This window comes from Ruegeria sp. Ofav3-42, from assembly GCF_022347725.1.
Lineage (GTDB): Bacteria > Pseudomonadota > Alphaproteobacteria > Rhodobacterales > Rhodobacteraceae > Ruegeria.
On the sequence record NZ_JAKRGB010000001.1, the window covers coordinates 1 to 17,142 of the forward strand.

Annotated in this window: 20 protein-coding genes; 11 read left to right on the forward strand and 9 right to left on the reverse strand. The window is 59.1% G+C overall.

Translation table 11 applies throughout. The features are described 5' to 3' along the window. Positions 1 to 155: 155 nt before the first annotated feature. Both MHN28_RS00005 and MHN28_RS00010 read right to left on the reverse strand, forming a co-directional pair. Positions 156 to 1,058, reverse strand: a complete 903-nt coding sequence (locus MHN28_RS00005; RefSeq protein ID WP_239334671.1) for a fatty acid desaturase — start codon at positions 1,056 to 1,058, stop codon at positions 156 to 158. A 3-nt stretch (positions 1,059 to 1,061) separates the two neighbouring features. Beyond that, a complete protein-coding gene (locus MHN28_RS00010; RefSeq protein WP_239334673.1) occupies positions 1,062 to 1,481 on the reverse strand; it encodes a cupin domain-containing protein in 420 nt (139 codons plus the stop codon). Positions 1,482 to 1,566: 85 nt separating this feature from the next. Between MHN28_RS00010 and MHN28_RS00015 the strand changes: the two genes are divergently transcribed. Then, entirely contained in the window at positions 1,567 to 2,985 is a 1,419-nt protein-coding gene (locus MHN28_RS00015; protein ID WP_239334675.1) for a YdiU family protein, read from the forward strand. Positions 2,986 to 2,988: 3 nt separating this feature from the next. Here the strand turns inward: MHN28_RS00015 and MHN28_RS00020 are convergent, their stop codons facing one another. Both MHN28_RS00020 and MHN28_RS00025 read right to left on the reverse strand, forming a co-directional pair. Next, positions 2,989 to 3,960, reverse strand: a complete 972-nt coding sequence (locus MHN28_RS00020; protein WP_239334677.1) for a cation transporter — start codon at positions 3,958 to 3,960, stop codon at positions 2,989 to 2,991. 108 nt (positions 3,961 to 4,068) lie between these two features. Next, complete coding sequence (locus MHN28_RS00025; RefSeq protein ID WP_239334679.1) at positions 4,069 to 4,956, reverse strand: DMT family transporter; 888 nt, start codon at positions 4,954 to 4,956, stop codon at positions 4,069 to 4,071. 252 nt (positions 4,957 to 5,208) lie between these two features. Between MHN28_RS00025 and MHN28_RS00030 the strand changes: the two genes are divergently transcribed. The 6 genes from MHN28_RS00030 (at position 5,209) to MHN28_RS00055 (ending at position 10,310) form a co-directional block, all read left to right on the forward strand. Next, positions 5,209 to 5,913: an endonuclease/exonuclease/phosphatase family protein gene (locus MHN28_RS00030; protein ID WP_239334681.1), complete on the forward strand. Its 705-nt coding sequence runs from the start codon at positions 5,209 to 5,211 to the stop codon at positions 5,911 to 5,913. Between the two features lie 71 nt (positions 5,914 to 5,984). Further along, positions 5,985 to 6,398, forward strand: coding sequence for a Fur family transcriptional regulator (locus MHN28_RS00035; protein ID WP_239334683.1), 414 nt, complete (start codon positions 5,985 to 5,987; stop codon positions 6,396 to 6,398). Positions 6,399 to 6,533: 135 nt separating this feature from the next. Further along, positions 6,534 to 7,415, forward strand: coding sequence for a DMT family transporter (locus MHN28_RS00040; protein WP_239334685.1), 882 nt, complete (start codon positions 6,534 to 6,536; stop codon positions 7,413 to 7,415). 145 nt (positions 7,416 to 7,560) lie between these two features. Further along, on the forward strand, positions 7,561 to 8,838 hold the full coding sequence (gene eno, locus MHN28_RS00045) for a phosphopyruvate hydratase (protein WP_239334687.1): 1,278 nt from the start codon (positions 7,561 to 7,563) through the stop codon (positions 8,836 to 8,838). Positions 8,839 to 9,453: 615 nt separating this feature from the next. After that, positions 9,454 to 9,981, forward strand: a complete 528-nt coding sequence (locus MHN28_RS00050) for a GNAT family N-acetyltransferase (protein WP_239334697.1) — start codon at positions 9,454 to 9,456, stop codon at positions 9,979 to 9,981. A 161-nt stretch (positions 9,982 to 10,142) separates the two neighbouring features. Further along, positions 10,143 to 10,310, forward strand: coding sequence for a hypothetical protein (locus MHN28_RS00055; protein WP_239334699.1), 168 nt, complete (start codon positions 10,143 to 10,145; stop codon positions 10,308 to 10,310). A 51-nt stretch (positions 10,311 to 10,361) separates the two neighbouring features. Here the strand turns inward: MHN28_RS00055 and MHN28_RS00060 are convergent, their stop codons facing one another. From MHN28_RS00060 to mazG, 4 genes are all read right to left on the reverse strand, one after another. Further along, positions 10,362 to 10,811, reverse strand: coding sequence for an N-acetyltransferase (locus MHN28_RS00060; RefSeq protein WP_239334701.1), 450 nt, complete (start codon positions 10,809 to 10,811; stop codon positions 10,362 to 10,364). Continuing rightward, positions 10,808 to 11,320, reverse strand: coding sequence for a GrpB family protein (locus MHN28_RS00065; RefSeq protein WP_239334703.1), 513 nt, complete (start codon positions 11,318 to 11,320; stop codon positions 10,808 to 10,810). The genes MHN28_RS00060 and MHN28_RS00065 overlap by 4 nt, the downstream gene beginning before the upstream one ends. After that, complete coding sequence (locus tag MHN28_RS00070) at positions 11,317 to 12,258, reverse strand: nucleoside hydrolase (RefSeq protein ID WP_239334713.1); 942 nt, start codon at positions 12,256 to 12,258, stop codon at positions 11,317 to 11,319. Before MHN28_RS00070 ends, MHN28_RS00065 begins: the two co-directional genes overlap by 4 nt. Positions 12,259 to 12,321: 63 nt before the next feature. After that, positions 12,322 to 13,188, reverse strand: a complete 867-nt coding sequence (gene mazG / locus MHN28_RS00075) for a nucleoside triphosphate pyrophosphohydrolase (RefSeq protein WP_239335680.1) — start codon at positions 13,186 to 13,188, stop codon at positions 12,322 to 12,324. Positions 13,189 to 13,254: 66 nt separating this feature from the next. Here mazG and MHN28_RS00080 point away from each other — a divergent pair, with 66 nt between their 5' ends. From MHN28_RS00080 to MHN28_RS00095, 4 genes are all read left to right on the forward strand, one after another. Beyond that, positions 13,255 to 14,418 carry a M20 aminoacylase family protein gene (locus tag MHN28_RS00080; protein WP_239334715.1) on the forward strand — a complete coding sequence of 388 codons (1,164 nt, stop codon included), beginning with the start codon at positions 13,255 to 13,257 and terminating at the stop codon, positions 14,416 to 14,418. 12 nt (positions 14,419 to 14,430) lie between these two features. Next, complete coding sequence (speB, locus tag MHN28_RS00085; RefSeq protein WP_239334717.1) at positions 14,431 to 15,396, forward strand: agmatinase; 966 nt, start codon at positions 14,431 to 14,433, stop codon at positions 15,394 to 15,396. A gap of 63 nt (positions 15,397 to 15,459) precedes the next feature. Further along, complete coding sequence (speB, locus tag MHN28_RS00090) at positions 15,460 to 16,407, forward strand: agmatinase (protein ID WP_239334719.1); 948 nt, start codon at positions 15,460 to 15,462, stop codon at positions 16,405 to 16,407. Between the two features lie 67 nt (positions 16,408 to 16,474). Next, positions 16,475 to 16,882, forward strand: a complete 408-nt coding sequence (locus tag MHN28_RS00095; protein ID WP_239334721.1) for a DUF1499 domain-containing protein — start codon at positions 16,475 to 16,477, stop codon at positions 16,880 to 16,882. Here the strand turns inward: MHN28_RS00095 and MHN28_RS00100 are convergent. Further along, a complete protein-coding gene (locus MHN28_RS00100) occupies positions 16,823 to 17,110 on the reverse strand; it encodes a hypothetical protein (RefSeq protein ID WP_239334723.1) in 288 nt (95 codons plus the stop codon). The two genes, MHN28_RS00095 and MHN28_RS00100, sit on opposite strands and share 60 nt — an antisense overlap. Positions 17,111 to 17,142: the final 32 nt, after the last annotated feature.

Below are 17,142 nucleotides of genomic sequence, written 5' to 3' on the forward strand. Positions count from 1 at the left end.
AACCTTGCCGATCCACACCCAGCCAACCCCATTATGAGCCCGCGAGCTCGAAGACAACCAAGGCAACCTCAGACGTCAGAAAAACACAAAAGTGAAAACGAACATTGACAGATTAGAGAACAAAATAAGGCTCAAAGCAGCCTTTCCGTAACCAACTAGCTGAATGATTGGTGATTCACGCTGCGTACATAACTACTTGTAAACTGGGAGTATCCGTCCGAAGTCGATTTCAGATGTTCCCGTGTCCAGCGATGCAGCGCTGGAAGTTGATGGAACGGGACATTCGGAAAGGCGTGGTGTTCGGCGTGGTAAGGCATGTTCCAAGCAACAAAGCGGACAATCCGATTGGTGAATGTTGTGCGTGAGTTCTCGAGCATGTTGGCGACAGGGGGGCACAATCCGTGTTCCGCCAGAAGGTAAAGGCGCAGGAATGGCTGCCCGACCAGCACCGGCAAAATCCAGACCCAGAACAGCAGTGGAAAGAAGAACAGGCTGATCGCCGCAGCTGCATAGATCGTCAGAAGTACTCGGGCCTCGATGCGCATCGCTTTATGCTGGCGCGCAGGTAGGTACGGGGCGTCGACGCGGCCGAACGCGTTTTGGAACAGAACGATCGTCATCCCATTCCAGTAGTGCCAGCCGGTCAGGTAGATCAGTAGGCTCAGCCAATTGTCCGGTCTTGGCTTGCCGCCCAACTCAGGATCTTTTTCCGGGTGGTTCGTCCATTTGTGGTGGGCCAGGTGAAAGTACCGGAACCATGTAAAAGGCAGGGCGATCGGAACGGATACCAGATGTCCGACGGCGTCGTTCAGCCAGCTGGTCTTGAACGGGGTTTTGTGGGTACATTCGTGGCTGAGTGTGAAGAAAAACACCAACAGCACACCTTGCGGCAGGATCAGCAACGGCCACAGAGGGACTTGCAGGGCAATTCCAGTGCTGGTCAGGACCAAGAGCGTCAGGTAGCCCCCCAAGTGCCGCAGACCTGCCGTGTCAGCGCGCTGTTGCAATCTGTCTTTGGCCTCGGGGGGCAGCGACGCTATGAGGGCGCGGTGATCCATGGATTAGCCCCTAGCTATGTCGAACTCTGGCGCGGCGAGTTCGAAGCCCTCAAACTGAAAGCCGGGGGAAACGGTGCAACTGACCAGCGTGTACTCCCCCGTCGAGCGCGCCGCTTGCCAGTGGTTCTTGGGCACAATCAGTTGCGGTGCACCTTCTGACAGGTCCGGGGTCAGCAGATGGTCGGTGGCGGGGCCGTCATCAGTAGCGCTCAGCGACAAGATCAGGGGCGCGCCTGCGTGGTACAGCCAGATCTCGGTCGCGTCGACGCGGTGCCAGTGGCTGCTTTCACCCTCGGCCAGCAGGAAGTAGATACACGTACCTGTGGCACGGCCCTCGTTATCCGCGCGCCATGTTTCGCGGAACCAGCCACCCTCGGGGTGTTGTTCCAGTTTCAGGTGGTCGATGATCTGTTGTGCTGTCATGGAGTCTCTCGTCATTCGGAGTGATTATGCACGGGATTGCGCGATCCGCTATGGTATTCGTGCATGTAAGGAATATGTTTGCCGCATGACCCTGACGATCCCCTTTGACAACAGCTACGCCCGCCTTCCCAACAGCTTTTATGCACGGCAGGCGCCAGTCCCGGTACGCGCGCCACGACTGATTGCGTTCAATGCCGATTTGGCCAAGATTCTGAAGGTCGCGCCGGGGGACGTGGAAGAGATGGCCGAAACCTTTGCCGGGAATACGCTTCCTGAAGGGGCCGAGCCGATTGCACAGCTATATTCCGGGCATCAGTTTGGCAACTACAACCCTCAGCTTGGGGATGGGCGTGCCGTTTTGTTGGGGGAAACGGTTGGGGCGGATGGCATTCGCCGGGATATCCAATTGAAAGGTTCAGGGCCAACACCGTTCAGCCGTCAGGGCGACGGGCGAGCATGGCTGGGGCCGGTGCTGCGTGAATACGTGGTTTCCGAGGCGATGCACGCGCTGGCCATCCCGACGACCCGTGCGCTGGCTGCGGTAGAGACCGGAGAGATCGTTCTGCGTGAAGGCCCAATGCCGGGTGCCGTTCTGACCCGTGTGGCGCAGAGCCACCTGCGTGTCGGCACGTTTCAGGTTTTCGCAGCGCGAGGCCAGTTGGACAGCCTGCAGCGCCTGACCGACTACGCCATCCAGCGCCATTATCCCGATGCGGATGGGCCCATGGGATTGTTGCGCGGAGTTGTAGACGCGCAATCGCGGCTGATCGCGGCTTGGATGAGCGTCGGCTTCATCCATGGGGTGATGAATACCGACAATTGCTCGATTGCGGGTGAGACGATCGACTATGGGCCCTGCGCCTTCATGGACAGCTATCACCCGAACACAGTCTACAGCTCTATCGACCGGATGGGGCGGTATGCCTATTCCAACCAGCCTGACATTGCAGTCTGGAATGTGGCGCAGTTTGCGACGGCCCTGATCCAGCAGATGGACAACAAAGAAGCCGCTGTGGAAGAAGCCACAGAGATTGTGCACGCCATGCCCGGAAAGATGCAGGAGAACTGGCTACGGCGGTTCCGGGCCAAGATCGGCTTGGCGACAGAGGAAGAGGGCGATCTTGAGCTGATCTCGGACCTGCTGACGCGCATGGCGCAGAACCAATCCGATTTCACCAACACCTTCTATGCGCTGGCGGGCGATTCCGCACGTGATCAGTTCACCGATCCTGCGGCCTTTGACGACTGGTCCGACGGTTGGCGCGCGCGGCTTGGGCGCGAACAGGATCCAACTGCCGTCATGACTGCCGCAAATCCGGCCTTCATCCCGCGTAACCACCGGGTTGAGCAGATGATCCAAGCCGCTGTTCAGGGCGACTATGAGCCGTTCCACAGGCTGAACACGGTACTGTCGCGGCCCTATGAGGATCAGTCAGATGCGGTCGACCTGACACGCCCGCCCACCGACAGCGAGATTGTCCACGCCACGTTCTGCGGGACCTGAGGGTCAGGCGTCGTCCCGATAGGGATTGATTTCGTCTGGCCAGCGCCGCGCGTATTGCGAGATCATCAAGTAGACATCCGCCCCGTCAATTGCCTTACGCGCATCCCGAACCATGCGCAGGTTCAGGGTGTCTACCTCGTCAGCGGTGATGGCGCGGAGGGGGTCATAGTAGACAGCTATTGTGATGGCCCGGCCTTGTTTGATCACGGACATGTCCCGCAATGCGCCACCGTCTTCGGCGATTGCCGGGCGCAGGGCGCGCCGGGCAGCGGCGAGAAGTTCGGGGCTTGCAGTCGCATTGGCCAGCTCTCCCAAACCGCCGCGAAAGTCGCGCAGATATGAGCCGATGGCCAGCAGACACAGGAACAGAACGATGATCGAGTCGCCGACGGGGGCGATGGCTGACAGCGCTCCGTCGCGGAACAGGTAGATTGCACCCAGGCCAAATGCCGCGGCGGCGGTGAACAAGCTGTCGAACATTGCAGCTTTCGCCTCCAGCCGCAGGATTGCGCTGGTCTTGCCGGTATGCCTCCAGGTGAAATAGTGAAATGCCCAAAGCAGAACGCAGGTCAGACCGATTACGGCGAAATAAATGAACATCGGGCCGAAAATCAGCGGCTCGGGCATCATCCCGTTGTAATAGACGTAGATGTTCTTGGCTGCGTTCGAGATTGCAAACAGAACCAGCCCCAACAGGGACAACGAACGGAAGGTAGAGAAAATCGCCTCATCCGCCGCATAACCGAACGGCCGACGTTTATCGGGGCCGGCATCGATGCGAAGGCTTATCCGCCGCCCCAGAAACGCCGACCCAAAACCGACTAACGAGAACAGGCCGTCCATCATGATGGCATTGGAGTTGGACAACACGCCCGCAAGGATACCTGCCGCGCCCATAAAGAGGTTGCCGATCATGGCCACGATCAGCGATCGGCCTTCGAGCTGTTTTCTGCGGTCCACGCTGGGCGTCGTCATTTCGTAACGTCCTGATTTGGCATCAAACACCGGAACAGATAAACGTTCGAATGGGATAGGCCAACACTTGCGTCAGGCATGGCAGTTGATCGCCGAAGGTGGAGGCGGCTAGTCCCGTACGATTTCCAGCACGGCGGCGCTGACGATTAGGATTGCGCCCACCAATTCGCGCAAGCCGAACGGTTCGCCCGCGAATGCTGCGGCCGAGGCCAGACCGACGACCACTTCGCTCATGAGCAAAAGGCCAACACGGGCAGGGGACAGCTTGGTTGCCGGCCAGATGGTCATGAATACCATGGGCAACGTGTAGAATGCAGATAAAAGCACGAATTGCAGGGTCCAGAGGAAATCTGCTTTGGCGAGTTTCGGCAGGGCCGGTTCCGGAAGCACAGTCAAACTGACCAAAGACAGAATGAGCGCGCCCATCACAAAGGCAAACACTTGTCCCGAAGCAGAGATCGAACTGGTCCGGTACAAGCCCAAGGTGCCCAGCGCCCAGCACATACCGGACGCCAGCGCCAGCCAGTCGCCGATGTTCTGAGGCCAGGGGACAAAGTTCGAACCGCCAAGGACTACGAACAACCCGCCGACCCCGCAGACAAGGCCAGCTATCCGCCCCAGCCCAAGGCGCTCACCCAGGAAGATCAGCCCCAGAATCGTGCCCCAAATCGGTGTGAGGTAAAACAGAAGGATCGACCGCACGACGTCCGTGTAGACAAGGCTGATCGAATAGAGGCTGAATGCCGCTCCGGTGAACATCCCGCTGAACACCAGATCGCGCCATTGCCGGGCCAGCGCCTGCCGCTCTTTCCAGACGAACGGGACAAGCCCAAGCAATGCAGCACTGTACATCGCAATCCCTGGCCACGGTCCGGTGAGGCCCAGATCATAGAAGAACCGCACGGGAATCCAATAAAGGCCCCACATCATCCCGCCGATCACCAGAACGATACTGGCCCAGGTTCTGCTGTTTATAGCTGTTTCGCTGGAAACCATTTGTTCTCCGGGTGATCAGGGGCCGCCTGTTGTCGCTTTTCGCGTGTGAGAAGCTGTTCGTCGTCGGGATACGCTATTCGGATGTCGCTGATCAAGGAACGCCGTCGCGATCAGGCGCGCCCCGCGTTGGTGCCCAAATTTGGGGCAAGACGAGCAAGGGGAACCACGTTTCCTTGCGCACCATTAGGGCTGAGGGGTTGCACCCGGCCACCAGCGTGGCACTTTAAGCATCAGTGATTTGATCGGAAGCCTATGTCGCCTCATTCAACCCTGCGGATTGCAAGCTACAACATCCAGAAATGCGTCGGGCTTGACTTTCGCCGTCAGCCGCAGCGCATCATGCAGGTCATCGAAAGCATGCAGGCCGATATCGTCGTGCTGCAAGAGGCCGACAAGCGTCTGCCACCCAGACCCGCTGCCCTGCCGCATTTCATGCTGGACGAGGCCGGTTGGGAAATCGTCGATCTTGGCGGTGCCGGTAGTCTGGGGTGGCACGGCAACGCGGTAATCTGGCGCGGGGACAGAATCGGTGTTCGGCAGACCGGACATCACGACCTGCCGGGGCTGGAACCCAGAGGGGCCGTGCGGGTTGAGTTCGATACCCAAATCGGGCCGCTACGGGTGATGGGGATGCATCTTGGACTGTTGCCCGCATCCCGACGACAGCAGATCCACCACATTCGGCGCTGCGATGAGGATCTGGATCAGATGCCTACCGTCTGGGCTGGGGATTTCAACGAATGGTCGCGGCAGCCTGTGCTCGACCATCTCGCGCCCGACATGCGCTTTTTACCGCCGGTCCCAAGTTACCCTGCCGCACAGCCGCTGGGGGCTCTGGACCGCATTGCGCTGGGCGACGGGCTTGAGGCGGTTCTCCATGGGGTGCACGACACACGGCCTGCTCATATCGCGTCGGACCACCTGCCGATATGGGCCGACCTGCGCCGCGAGGGTTAGGCGCATTTCCCCTGTGGCGCCAGCCGCGCAGACGTATTAAGACAGAAACCCGAACTACTCTGAGGGTCACCATGTCCGATACGATCATCGCCCGTTGTGAAGCTAAAGGTCTGCGCATGACGGGTCAGCGCCGCACAATTGCGCAGGTGTTGCAGCAAAGCGAAGATCACCCGGATGTAGAGGAGCTGTATACCCGTGCCTCGAAAGTGGATTCGGGCATTTCCATCGCCACTGTCTATCGCACCGTGAAGCTGTTCGAAGAGGCAGGGATTCTCGAACGGCTGGAATTCGGCGACGGACGCGCGCGCTATGAGGATGCCGAACGCGATCACCACGACCACCTGATCGATATGCAATCGGGTGAGGTGATCGAATTCGTCGACCCTGAGATCGAGGCTCTGCAGGAAAAAATCGCTGCGAAGCTTGGCTATAAGCTGAAAGGGCACCGGCTGGAACTGTACGGCGTTCCGCTGGAACAGGACTGATTCATCACGAAACGCGATTGGTTGCCGCACGGCAATTCATCAATCATGTCGCAATATTGCTTGCGGCGTCGCGAATGTTTCGGTTTTGGTGACTCAAGGGCGCAGATTTTACAGCCCATTCCAACGGACACGCGCATGAACAACGTAAACGGCATTTTGCTGATCATTGGGTCGATGGCGGCCTTTTCGCTTGAGGACATGTTCATCAAGCATTTGTCGACCAGTGTATCGACCGGTCAAATCATGATCGTGCTGGGTCTGTTCTGTGGACTGGTGTTTGTGGTGATGTCGTTGGCTACCCGCAAACGCATCTTTGACCCCGTCGCCTGGCAACCCCTGCCATTGGCCCGCGCCGGAGCCGAAGCGGTTGGGGCGCTAACCTTTGTCACCGCGCTGTCTCTGGTCGAGCTGTCCACGGTCGCCGCTGTCTTTCAGGCCATGCCACTCGCCGTGACCATGGGGGCCGCGCTGTTTCTGGGGGAACACGTTGGCTGGCGACGGTGGAGCGCCATCGGGGTCGGCTTTATTGGTGTCCTGATGATTATTCGGCCCGGTCTGGAAGGGTTTCAGCCCGAGTCGCTGTTTGTCGTGGCCACCGTGGTTGCAATTGCTGCACGTGACCTGATCACACGCAAGCTGGACGTCCGCGTGGCCTCATCCGTTGTCGCACTGCAGGCCTACATTGCCGTGGCGATCGCAGGCGCGGTCCTGATGGTGTTTTTTGCGCAGCCCGTCGTTCCGCTCCAGACCACGCAGGTTGGCCCGTATCTGGGCGCAATCGGCTTTGGCGTTCTTGGCTATTACGGCATCGTGACGGCGATGCGGATCGGAGAGGCTTCGGCCCTGACGCCGTTCCGGTACACGCGCCTTGTGTTTTCTATCGCGGCCGGGATGCTGATGTTCGGTGAACGCCCTGATCTGATGACGGTGGCGGGGGCCGCGCTGATCCTCGGCTCTGGTATGTACACCTTTCTCCGCGAGCGCCGGTTGGCGCGCGAACTGGCAGTTGCGGCCTGACGGATCGTCGCACGTTGGCGCAAACAGGAAACTGTTAGCCCTAAAGTGCAGGGAATATGCGTGTTAGCGATAACATGGCCGGTTTACTTTTGGCCCGGTGATGCTATGAGGCATGCAACCAAATGCAGCCATAGGGACGGGCCTCATGAGCACAATCATCGACATCCACGCACGCGAAATCCTGGACAGCCGGGGCAATCCTACCGTCGAAGTGGACGTGATCCTGGAAGACGGAACCATGGGTCGTGCGGCCGTTCCCTCGGGCGCATCGACCGGCGCCTATGAAGCCGTTGAAAAGCGCGACGGCGACAAATCGCGTTACATGGGCAAGGGCGTGCTAGAGGCAGTCGCCGCCGTGAACGGTGAGATCGCGGAAGAGCTGGTGGGCTATGACGCGACCGAACAGGTGGCCATCGATGGCGCAATGATCGAACTGGACGGGACCGAGAACAAAAGCCGTCTGGGCGCAAACGCCATTCTGGGTGTGTCGCTGGCAACCGCCAAGGCTGCAGCGGATTTCACCACGCAACCTCTGTATCGCTATGTCGGCGGCACCTCGGCCCGTGTTCTGCCGGTTCCGATGATGAACATCATCAACGGCGGCGAACACGCAGACAACCCGATCGACATTCAGGAATTCATGATCATGCCGACTTCGGCCGCGAATATCCGCGAAGCCGTGCGCATGGGTTCCGAGGTCTTTCACACACTGAAGCGTGAACTGTCGGCGGCAGGTCTGGCCACCGGTGTCGGTGACGAGGGCGGTTTTGCCCCAAACATCGCATCCACCCGCGAGGCGCTGGACTTCATCCTGCAGTCCATCGAAAAGGCGGGCTACAAGCCGGGCGAAGAGATCCACCTGGCGCTGGATTGCGCCGCCACCGAATATTACAAGGACGGCAAGTACGTCCTGTCGGGTGAGAATATCTCGCTGACTTCCGAGGAAAACGCCGAGTATCTGGCCGCTCTGGTCAAGGACTACCCGATCATCTCGATCGAAGACGGGATGTCCGAGGATGACTGGGGCGGCTGGAAGGCCCTGACCGACGCTATCGGTGACAAGGTGCAACTGGTCGGCGACGACCTGTTCGTGACCAACCCGGCACGTCTGGCCGAAGGGATCGAGCGTGGCTGTGCGAACTCGATGCTGGTCAAGGTCAACCAGATCGGCTCGCTGACCGAGACCCTGCGTGCCGTCGATATGGCGCACCGCGCGCGTTACACCAATGTCATGTCGCACCGCTCGGGCGAGACCGAGGACGCCACCATTGCCGATCTGGCGGTTGCGACCAACTGTGGTCAGATCAAGACCGGATCGCTGGCGCGGTCGGACCGTCTGGCCAAGTACAACCAGCTGATCCGCATCGAGGAATCACTGGGTGAGGTCGCGGAGTACGCAGGCGTATCAATCCTGAAGCGCTAACCAGCCTCGTGTCGAATTTTCTGGACCGGTCCTTGCCACAAGGGCCGGTTTTTTTTGAACTCTTAACCGTCCCCTCAGTTGAGGTGCACGGTTAAGTCGACGTCCAGAAGACACTTGGGATAGTTCAGTCGTTCACCATGCATTCGATTGCTTGCGGGTGAGCAACACAGGATGAGCCGAGTAGCGCGATTCATTAACGGCCCATACATCCGGTATCGGTCGTTACCCCAGCTGCAATGGGCGGAGACGAAGTGACCATTTGGCGCATGGAAAATGGGTGCGCCGGTTTATCGCCTGCCCACCGAGGCGGAGTGAGAATATGCAGCGCGGGCTGGCACTGAGGTGATTTTTGTTCAGGGCGAGTACCTGACGGATCAGATGAACGTTCAGGGCAGTTCGACAGACAAAACTGTCCGGCGAAGAACGTCCCGGACTTCTACGTCAGTATTTCTAGTTTCGCGTGAGTTGAGGAGTAGCTCCCAATAGCAGTTGCCTGAGGCAAAACAGTCGAGCCGATCAGTCCATTTTACGACACGTCAAAAACTATGGGTGTGATCTTTCCCAACCGACGCTCTCCGTCTAAGCTGAGTCTCAATTTCATTCGAGGATTTCGTTTTGCTAAAAGTTATTGAGCCAAAAACACCGGAGCACTTCGATGCTGTCCGGCGATTGTGCTGGGACTACCGGGATTTCCTGCTGACGTTGGACGAAAGATCCAGATGCATTGTTCATACTCTATACTCGCAAGAAAAATACGCACGCGTGATGGAGGACATAGAAGTCATTCACTGCCATCCGAATGGCGCAACCCGTCTTGCTTTGAAGGATGGTAAGCCCGTGGGATGCGGGATGTTCCATACGATCGAGCCGGGTGTCGCCGAAATCAAGCGCGTGTTTGTGACCGAGGACGCCCGCGGTACGGGTGCAGGGTTCGCGATCATGCAGTCCCTGATCGACGCGTGCAGGGCCCAGGGGTACGACTATATCCGCATGGACACCGGCAAACCTCTGGAGGCGGCGAGGCGTCTGTACCTTTCGATGGGGTTTCAGTTGCGCGATTCCTATTCCGAAGTTCCTGAAGTCGCCGACGGTCATCTGCTGTTTTTCGAAATGAAACTGACCTCGAAGAAAGCGGAAAAGTAAAAAAGCCGAAATTTAATTTTCAGCTGTTCCCATTGTTATTCTTTGGGAAACTGTGTTTTGGCAAAAAATTGCCGTCATAAATATCCTTATGTGTGAACTTTTACCTATTTGACCGCTCCCGGTGTCGCGTAATGTGCCTGCATTACAGAAAGGAGCACGCCATGACTGGTTCGAAATTCCTTCTCGTAGCTTCAGTGATCAGCACTGTTCTTCTGGCGGCCTGTGCAGGGCCGGGCACTTATCCGATCACCGGTGATCCGGTTTCCGCAAATGACCCGGTTCGGAATATGGAATCGCCCACGTACATGTACCGCGGAGAAGCCCGTTAAGGTTTTCGTTGGGGGGGCACCGGTGACAACGCCGGTAAGCTTGTTCTTTAATCAGAGCTTTCGGCTCATAAGCGTATAGCGATCGCGCGGTTTGAAGCCAGTGCGCAGATAAAGCTTCTGCGCGGCTTCATTGGTGCGGTCGACTTCTAGATGCAGGGCGGTCAGGCCAGCCTCGGCTAGGGCTTTGGGCAGATCCAGCAGTACCTCGGTGGCGATACCGCGGCCGCGGACGGCAGGGCGGATGTATATCTCGTCCACGAAACCGTCCATGCCGCCGAATTCGACCGACCAGCCAAAGGTCAGAATGACATAGCCCAGCGGCGCGCGGCCCGGGCCAATCAGGTACACGCACCCGTGGGGGATGCCGTCCAGCAATGGTGTCAGAGCGCTGCGCGTCTGGTCCATATCCTGAGCGATCCCGGCTTCGGTATGGAAGGCGGTCACCAACCCCATAAGGCGGTCCAGGTCTTCGGGGCGGGCAAGACGCAGGGCGGCGCTCATTTGTATGTTTCCAATGCTTGGGCCTCGGTCTGCTGTATCCATGTGGATTTGCAATCGCCGTAGGCGTGATAGTTGTCAGGATGCGCGGCGGCGCAACGAGATTTTACGGTAGCGTAGGTGTCCCGCAGCGCCGGATCAGCGCGCAGCGCATCTCGAAAGGCGAGGTGGCGGGTGATTTCGGCAGAGCCGTCCACATAACAATGTGCCTGCAGGATGCGCTTGCCGGTTTGCGGATCATCCATGCGGACGTACCGACGCCCCGGAAGCCCGAATTCCCCCAGCCATTCGTAGCCCATAGTCTCGATGGTGAGGCGGGCAGCGTCGAGGTTGGCCATGTCAGAAAATACCGGCAAAAGATCGATTACCGGTTTGGCAAGCAGATCCGGGACAGACGTCGACCCAATGTGGTGGATTGTCAAAAGTCCCGGCAAGCTCGCGTCCTGCCAGCGTTGAATCTCGGTCTGGGCCTCGTCAGGCCAGTTTGGATCGGCGGGTTCCAGCAGGCTCATAGTCGCGCCAACCGTTCGGTCAGCAAGTCGAAGAAACCTTGGGCGTCAACGTCACCCATGAACATGGCATTTGGTGCGCGGTCGGTTACCCGCCACCAGTCGGCCACTGTCATTCCCAATGTCAATTCTGACTGGGTTTCGATCTCGACATTGATGTGGCGGCCCGAGAACAGCTCGGGGCGGATCAGATAGGCGGTGACGCAGGGGTCGTGCAGCGGCGCTCCTTCCGAGCCGTATTTTTCCTTGTCGAAGCGTTCGAAGAAATCGGTCATCTCGGCTACGGCATGTCCAACTTTGCTGTCCAATGCCCGGAACGCATCATTGCGATGTGGTGTGACCAGCGCATCATGGGTCACGTCCAAGGGCATCACAACGATATGTGCGCCGGATTTAAAAACGATATCAGCGGCTTCGGGGTCGACGTAAATGTTGAACTCGGCGGCCGGAGTGATGTTGCCCACTTCAAAGTACGCGCCCCCCATCAGGACGATCTCGCGCACCCGGTCAACAATGTCGGGCGCTTTCTGAAAGGCTGAGGCAATGTTGGTCAACGGCCCGAGGGGGCACAGCGTGACGGTTCCCGGCTCATGCGCGCGCAGGGTGTCGATGATGAAGTCGACCGCATGGCCGTCGGCCAGAGGCATCTCCGGGTCAGGCAGCACGGGGCCGTCCAGGCCGGTTTTCCCGTGCACATGCTCGGCCGTGACCAGTGGCCTGTTCAGCGGCCGGTCGCACCCGGCATAGACCGGGATATGCGTGTGGCCGGCCAGTTCGCACACAATCCGCGCGTTCTTTGCGGTCAGCTCCAGCGGCACATTTCCGGCAACGGCAGTGATGCCCAAAACCTCAATCTCTTCGGGGCTGGCCAGCGCCAGCAGGATGGCGACGGCGTCGTCCTGCCCGGGGTCGGTGTCGATGATGATCTTGCGCGGTGCCATGCTTTGCCTCCGGGGTCTTGAAGCGCGGACACTGGCAAGTGTCGCGTCACTTGTCCAGCCGAATTAAGCGCCGCCCCGTGCAGTTGTGACCATCGCTGGCGGGAGTTTGCCATTGGCGCGATGTTCTTCGGTTTTGACCTCATCCCACAGCGCATCCATCTCGGCCAGATCGCTTTGTGCGGGTGTCTTGCCGCGGTCAGCAAGGCGCGCCTCGACCTGTTCGAAACGCCGGGTGAACTTGGCGTTGGTGCGGCGCAGGGCGGCCTCGGGTTCGATACCCAGATGGCGGCCCAGATTGACCATCACGAACAGCAAATCGCCGAATTCATCCTCAAGTGCGTCCGCGTCCATCTTGTCGCGCGCTTCTTCCAATTCTGCGGCCTCTTCCGTGATTTTGGCCAACACATGATTGGCATCCGGCCAATCGAACCCCACACGCGCGGCGCGTTTCTGCAGCTTTTGGGCGCGCAACAGAGCAGGGAGGTTGGCCGCAACTCCGTCCAAGGCACCTTTCTGTTCCTTGCCCGCGCGTTCGGCCGCCTTGATGGTTTCCCAATCCACCGTCTGCTGGTCTGCCGACTTGTCGCGGGATTCGTCGCCGAACACGTGGGGGTGCCGCGCAACCATCTTGTCCGACATGGTGCGGACCACGTCCTGAAATGTGAAATGCCCCGCCTCTTCGGCCATTTGCGCGTGAAAGACGGACTGGAACAGCAGGTCGCCCAACTCTCCCTTCAACTCATCATAGGCCTCGCGTTCGATGGCGTCGGCGACCTCATAGGCTTCTTCGATCGTGTAGGGGGCGATGGTGGCAAAATCCTGTTCGATGTCCCACGGGCAACCCGTTTCAGGATCGCGCAGGCGGCGCATGATTTCCAGCAAACGCTCAATCCCTGCGTCGCTGTCATGGATCAGAGGATTTTCGGCCATTGCGAACCCTTTCGTTCCGGTGTCAGATGCATCCATTCCGCAGTCAGGATCAGGAGTCCACCCCAGATGCCCGTCGTCAACCGAATTGCCGATTACTCAGCCGATATGGCCGCATGGCGCCAACACCTGCATTCGATCCCAGAGCTGGAGTTCGAATGTCATGAGACGGCGGCATTCGTAGCGGACCGTCTGCGAGAGTTCGGAGTGGATGAACTGCACGAAGGCATCGCCAAGACCGGCATCGTTGCCATCATCAACGGGCAGGGCGAAGGACCGACGATTGGCCTGCGCGCCGATATGGATGCGCTGCCGATCCCCGAGGAGACAGGGGTGGAATACGCCTCGACCAACCCGGGCAAGATGCATGCCTGTGGTCACGACGGGCACACCACAATGTTGCTGGGTGCTGCGCGCTATCTGGCCGAGACGCGGAATTTTCGCGGCCGCGTGGCGCTGATCTTTCAACCCGCCGAAGAGGAAGGCGGCGGTGCAGGCGTGATGGTCGAAGAAGGGGTCATGGACCGGTTCGACATCTCTCAGGTTTACGCGCTGCACAATGCGCCGAACCTGCCCGAGGGCGCTTTTCACACGACACCGGGGCCGATCATGGCGGCAGTGGACACCTTCGAGATCCACATTCAGGGCGTCGGTGGCCATGGTGCCATGCCGCATGAAACACGCGATCCGGTGATGGCGGCCTGTGGCATCGCGCAGGCGATCCAGACCATCGTTAGCCGCAACCACTATGCGCTGGACGATCTGGTCGTCTCGGTCACGCAAATCCACACCGGGACTGTGAACAACGTGATTCCAGACACTGCCTTCATCAACGGCACAGTCCGCACCTTTGATCCGACCGTCCAGCAGATGGTGATCGAACGGATGCAACAGATCGTGCAAGGGCAGGCGGCCTCTTACGGTGTTGAAGCGCGGCTGGATTATGAAAAGAACTACCCGGCCACGATCAACGACGGCGAAAAGGCCGGGTTCGCCGCCGAGGTGGCGCGCGACGTGTCCGGGGTCGAGCGCGTGGTCGGTAATATGGGCCGCGAGATGGGGGCCGAGGATTTTTCCTACATGCTGCAATCGCGACCGGGTGCGTATCTGTTTCTGGGGCAGGGCGAGGGGGCCGGACTGCACCATCCTAAATACAATTTCAACGACGAGATCGCGCCTGTTGGCGCTTCGTTCTTCGCGCGGATCGTCGAAAAGGCCCAGCCGCTGGGCTGACGGGGGAAAGACATGGCACTGGAAGACGCAAAAAATCAGGTGGATGAGGCATTCACCAACCCTGATCTTAAAGGCTTGTCATTTGAGAACACCTTTGGCGGTGCGACTTCGTTCCTGCGACGGCTCTACACCAAGGAGCTGAAGGGCGTGGATATCGCCGTGACCGGTGTGCCCTTTGATCAGGCGGTGACCAACCGCCCCGGCACTCGTCTTGGGCCGCGCGCGATCCGCGAGGCAAGCGCTTTGCAATCCCCGGACGCACCTTATGGCTGGCCGTTTGACGCGCTGAGTGAGCTGGCCATCGTAGACTATGGCGACATGGCCTATGACTACGCCAACATCCCGGCCTTTCACGACACGCTGACCGATCATATCCGCACGATTCTGGCCGCTGATGTGGCCTCGGTGACGCTGGGTGGCGACCACTACATCAGCTTCCCGATCCTCAAAGCCTATGCCGAGAAATATGGGCCAATGTCTCTGCTGCAATTCGATGCGCATACCGACACATGGGCCGACGACGACATGTCGCGCGTCGATCATGGGACGATGTTCTACAAGGCGGTGAAATCCGGGATTGTGGACCCGAAACGCTCGGTTCAGGTGGGTATACGGACGACCAACGAGGACACTCTGGGCGTCAACATCATTGATGCACGCGAGGTCTATGAGGCCGGCCCGGCCGCCGTGGCGCAAAAGATCAAGGGCATTTTGGGCGACAGCCCGGTCTACCTGAGCTTTGACATCGATGGACTGGACCCGGCTTTTGCCCCCGGCACGGGAACGCCCGTGTGGGGTGGTTTGACCTCAATCCAGACGCAGATCATCCTGCGCGACATCGCGGGTATCAACATCAAGGGCGGGGACGTGGTCGAGGTATCGCCGCCCTATGACACGTCCGGCGCAACGGCCATTGCAGGCGCGCATGTGGCGACGCAGATCATTTGCCTGTTGGGGTGGAACAAGCTGCTGCCTTAACCTTTGGTTAGCCATCTTTCCGGTATCACGTTAACCAAAAGACCGGACGGGAGACATACGGGCATGACTGACTTTAACCAACCGATCAGCGGCAATGATCTGGCGCGGTTTTCCGGGCCGAATACGTTCATGCGTCTGCCGCAGGCGGAGTCTCTGGCCGGTCTGGACGTGGCCGTTCTGGGTATTCCAATGGATATCGGCACCTCCTGGCGGTCGGGCACGCGGTTCGGGCCAAAGCAAATCCGCAGCGAAAGCGCGATGATCCGGCCCTACAACATGGCCAATTCTGCAGCTCCGTTCGACAGCCTGCAGATCGCGGATATCGGTGATCTGGCGATCAACACCTTTTCGCTGGCCGATAGCCTGAAGATCATCAAGGAAAGCTACGATTCCATTCTTGATCAGGCCGTGATTCCGGTGGCGATGGGGGGTGATCACTCGATTGCACTGCCGATCCTGCGCGCCATTGCGGCCAAGCACGGGCCGGTGGCGCTGGTGCATGTGGATGCCCATGCGGATGTGAATGACGAGATGTTTGGTGAGCGTGAAACTCACGGCACTGTCTTTCGCCGCGCCTACGAAGAGGGGCTCATCGTACCGGACAAAACCTTCCAGATCGGCATTCGCGGTTCGGGCTATGCGGCCAGCGATTTTTCTGAGGCCAGGGATTGGGGCTTTCGCCAGTTTCCCGCGTGGGAGCTATGGCAGCAGAACCTCACCGAGATCGGCTCGCAAATCCGCAAGACGATCGGCGATCACCCGGTCTATATCACCTATGACATAGACAGTCTGGACCCGGCCTATGCCCCCGGCACCGGTACGCCCGAGATCGGAGGGTTGACCACGCCACAGGCGCTGCAACTGATCCATGCCTTGGCGGGCGTGAATGTGGTCGGCTGCGATCTGGTCGAAGTCTCTCCGCCTTACGATCCGTCGGGGAATACGGCGCTTACAGCGGCCAACCTGTTGTTTGAACTGCTGTGCATTCTGCCAGGTGTGACGTCGCGGTAGCGGGTAGTTTGGTGTCTTGCCCCCAATACTGGCCGGAATATGATCTTCCGAAAGGGGCAGGATTGGGATGAAGATGATCGCGCTATGGCTTGTTGTGGGTATTGTTGTGCCGGGTGCTGCCTATATCCGGCTTGCGCCCTCTGACCCGGCGAAATGGCATGTTGCGCCGGTCGGCGATCAGGATCGCGACCTCGAAGGCGGCGCGTTCCGCGTTGTCGAAACGGGTCCGGACGGCTTGTCGCGACTGGATGCCTTCGCACGGGAAACAGCGCGGACGTCGGTGTTGGCGGGATCGGTTGATGAGGGGATGATCACCTACGTCACTCGTACAAAAGTGATCGGCTTTCCCGATTACACCACTGTTCAGCAAGATGGAGATACCTTGCGTATCTACGCACGCCTGAGGTTCGGCAGATCAGATTTTGGCGTGAACCGCGCCCGCGTCGACGGGTGGCTTGCTCTGCTGCAACCCTGACGACAAACACCCCTCCTGCACCTCGCGCCACATGGGCACGTTCAGCGACATCTGGCATTGCGCCATGAACATGCGGCCGTCGACCTGCAGGCAGATCATTTCGCCCAATTCCACGCGAGTGCCTGATTTGTCGGTGCAATAGCAGTCCTGAACCTTGCCTCCGGGGCCAACCACATCGGCCAGAACCGGCGTTGTGAACAGTGCTAGAACAAGTGCCAACCGTTTCATGTTGATAAGCTTAGCACAGCGACGGGCCTTGA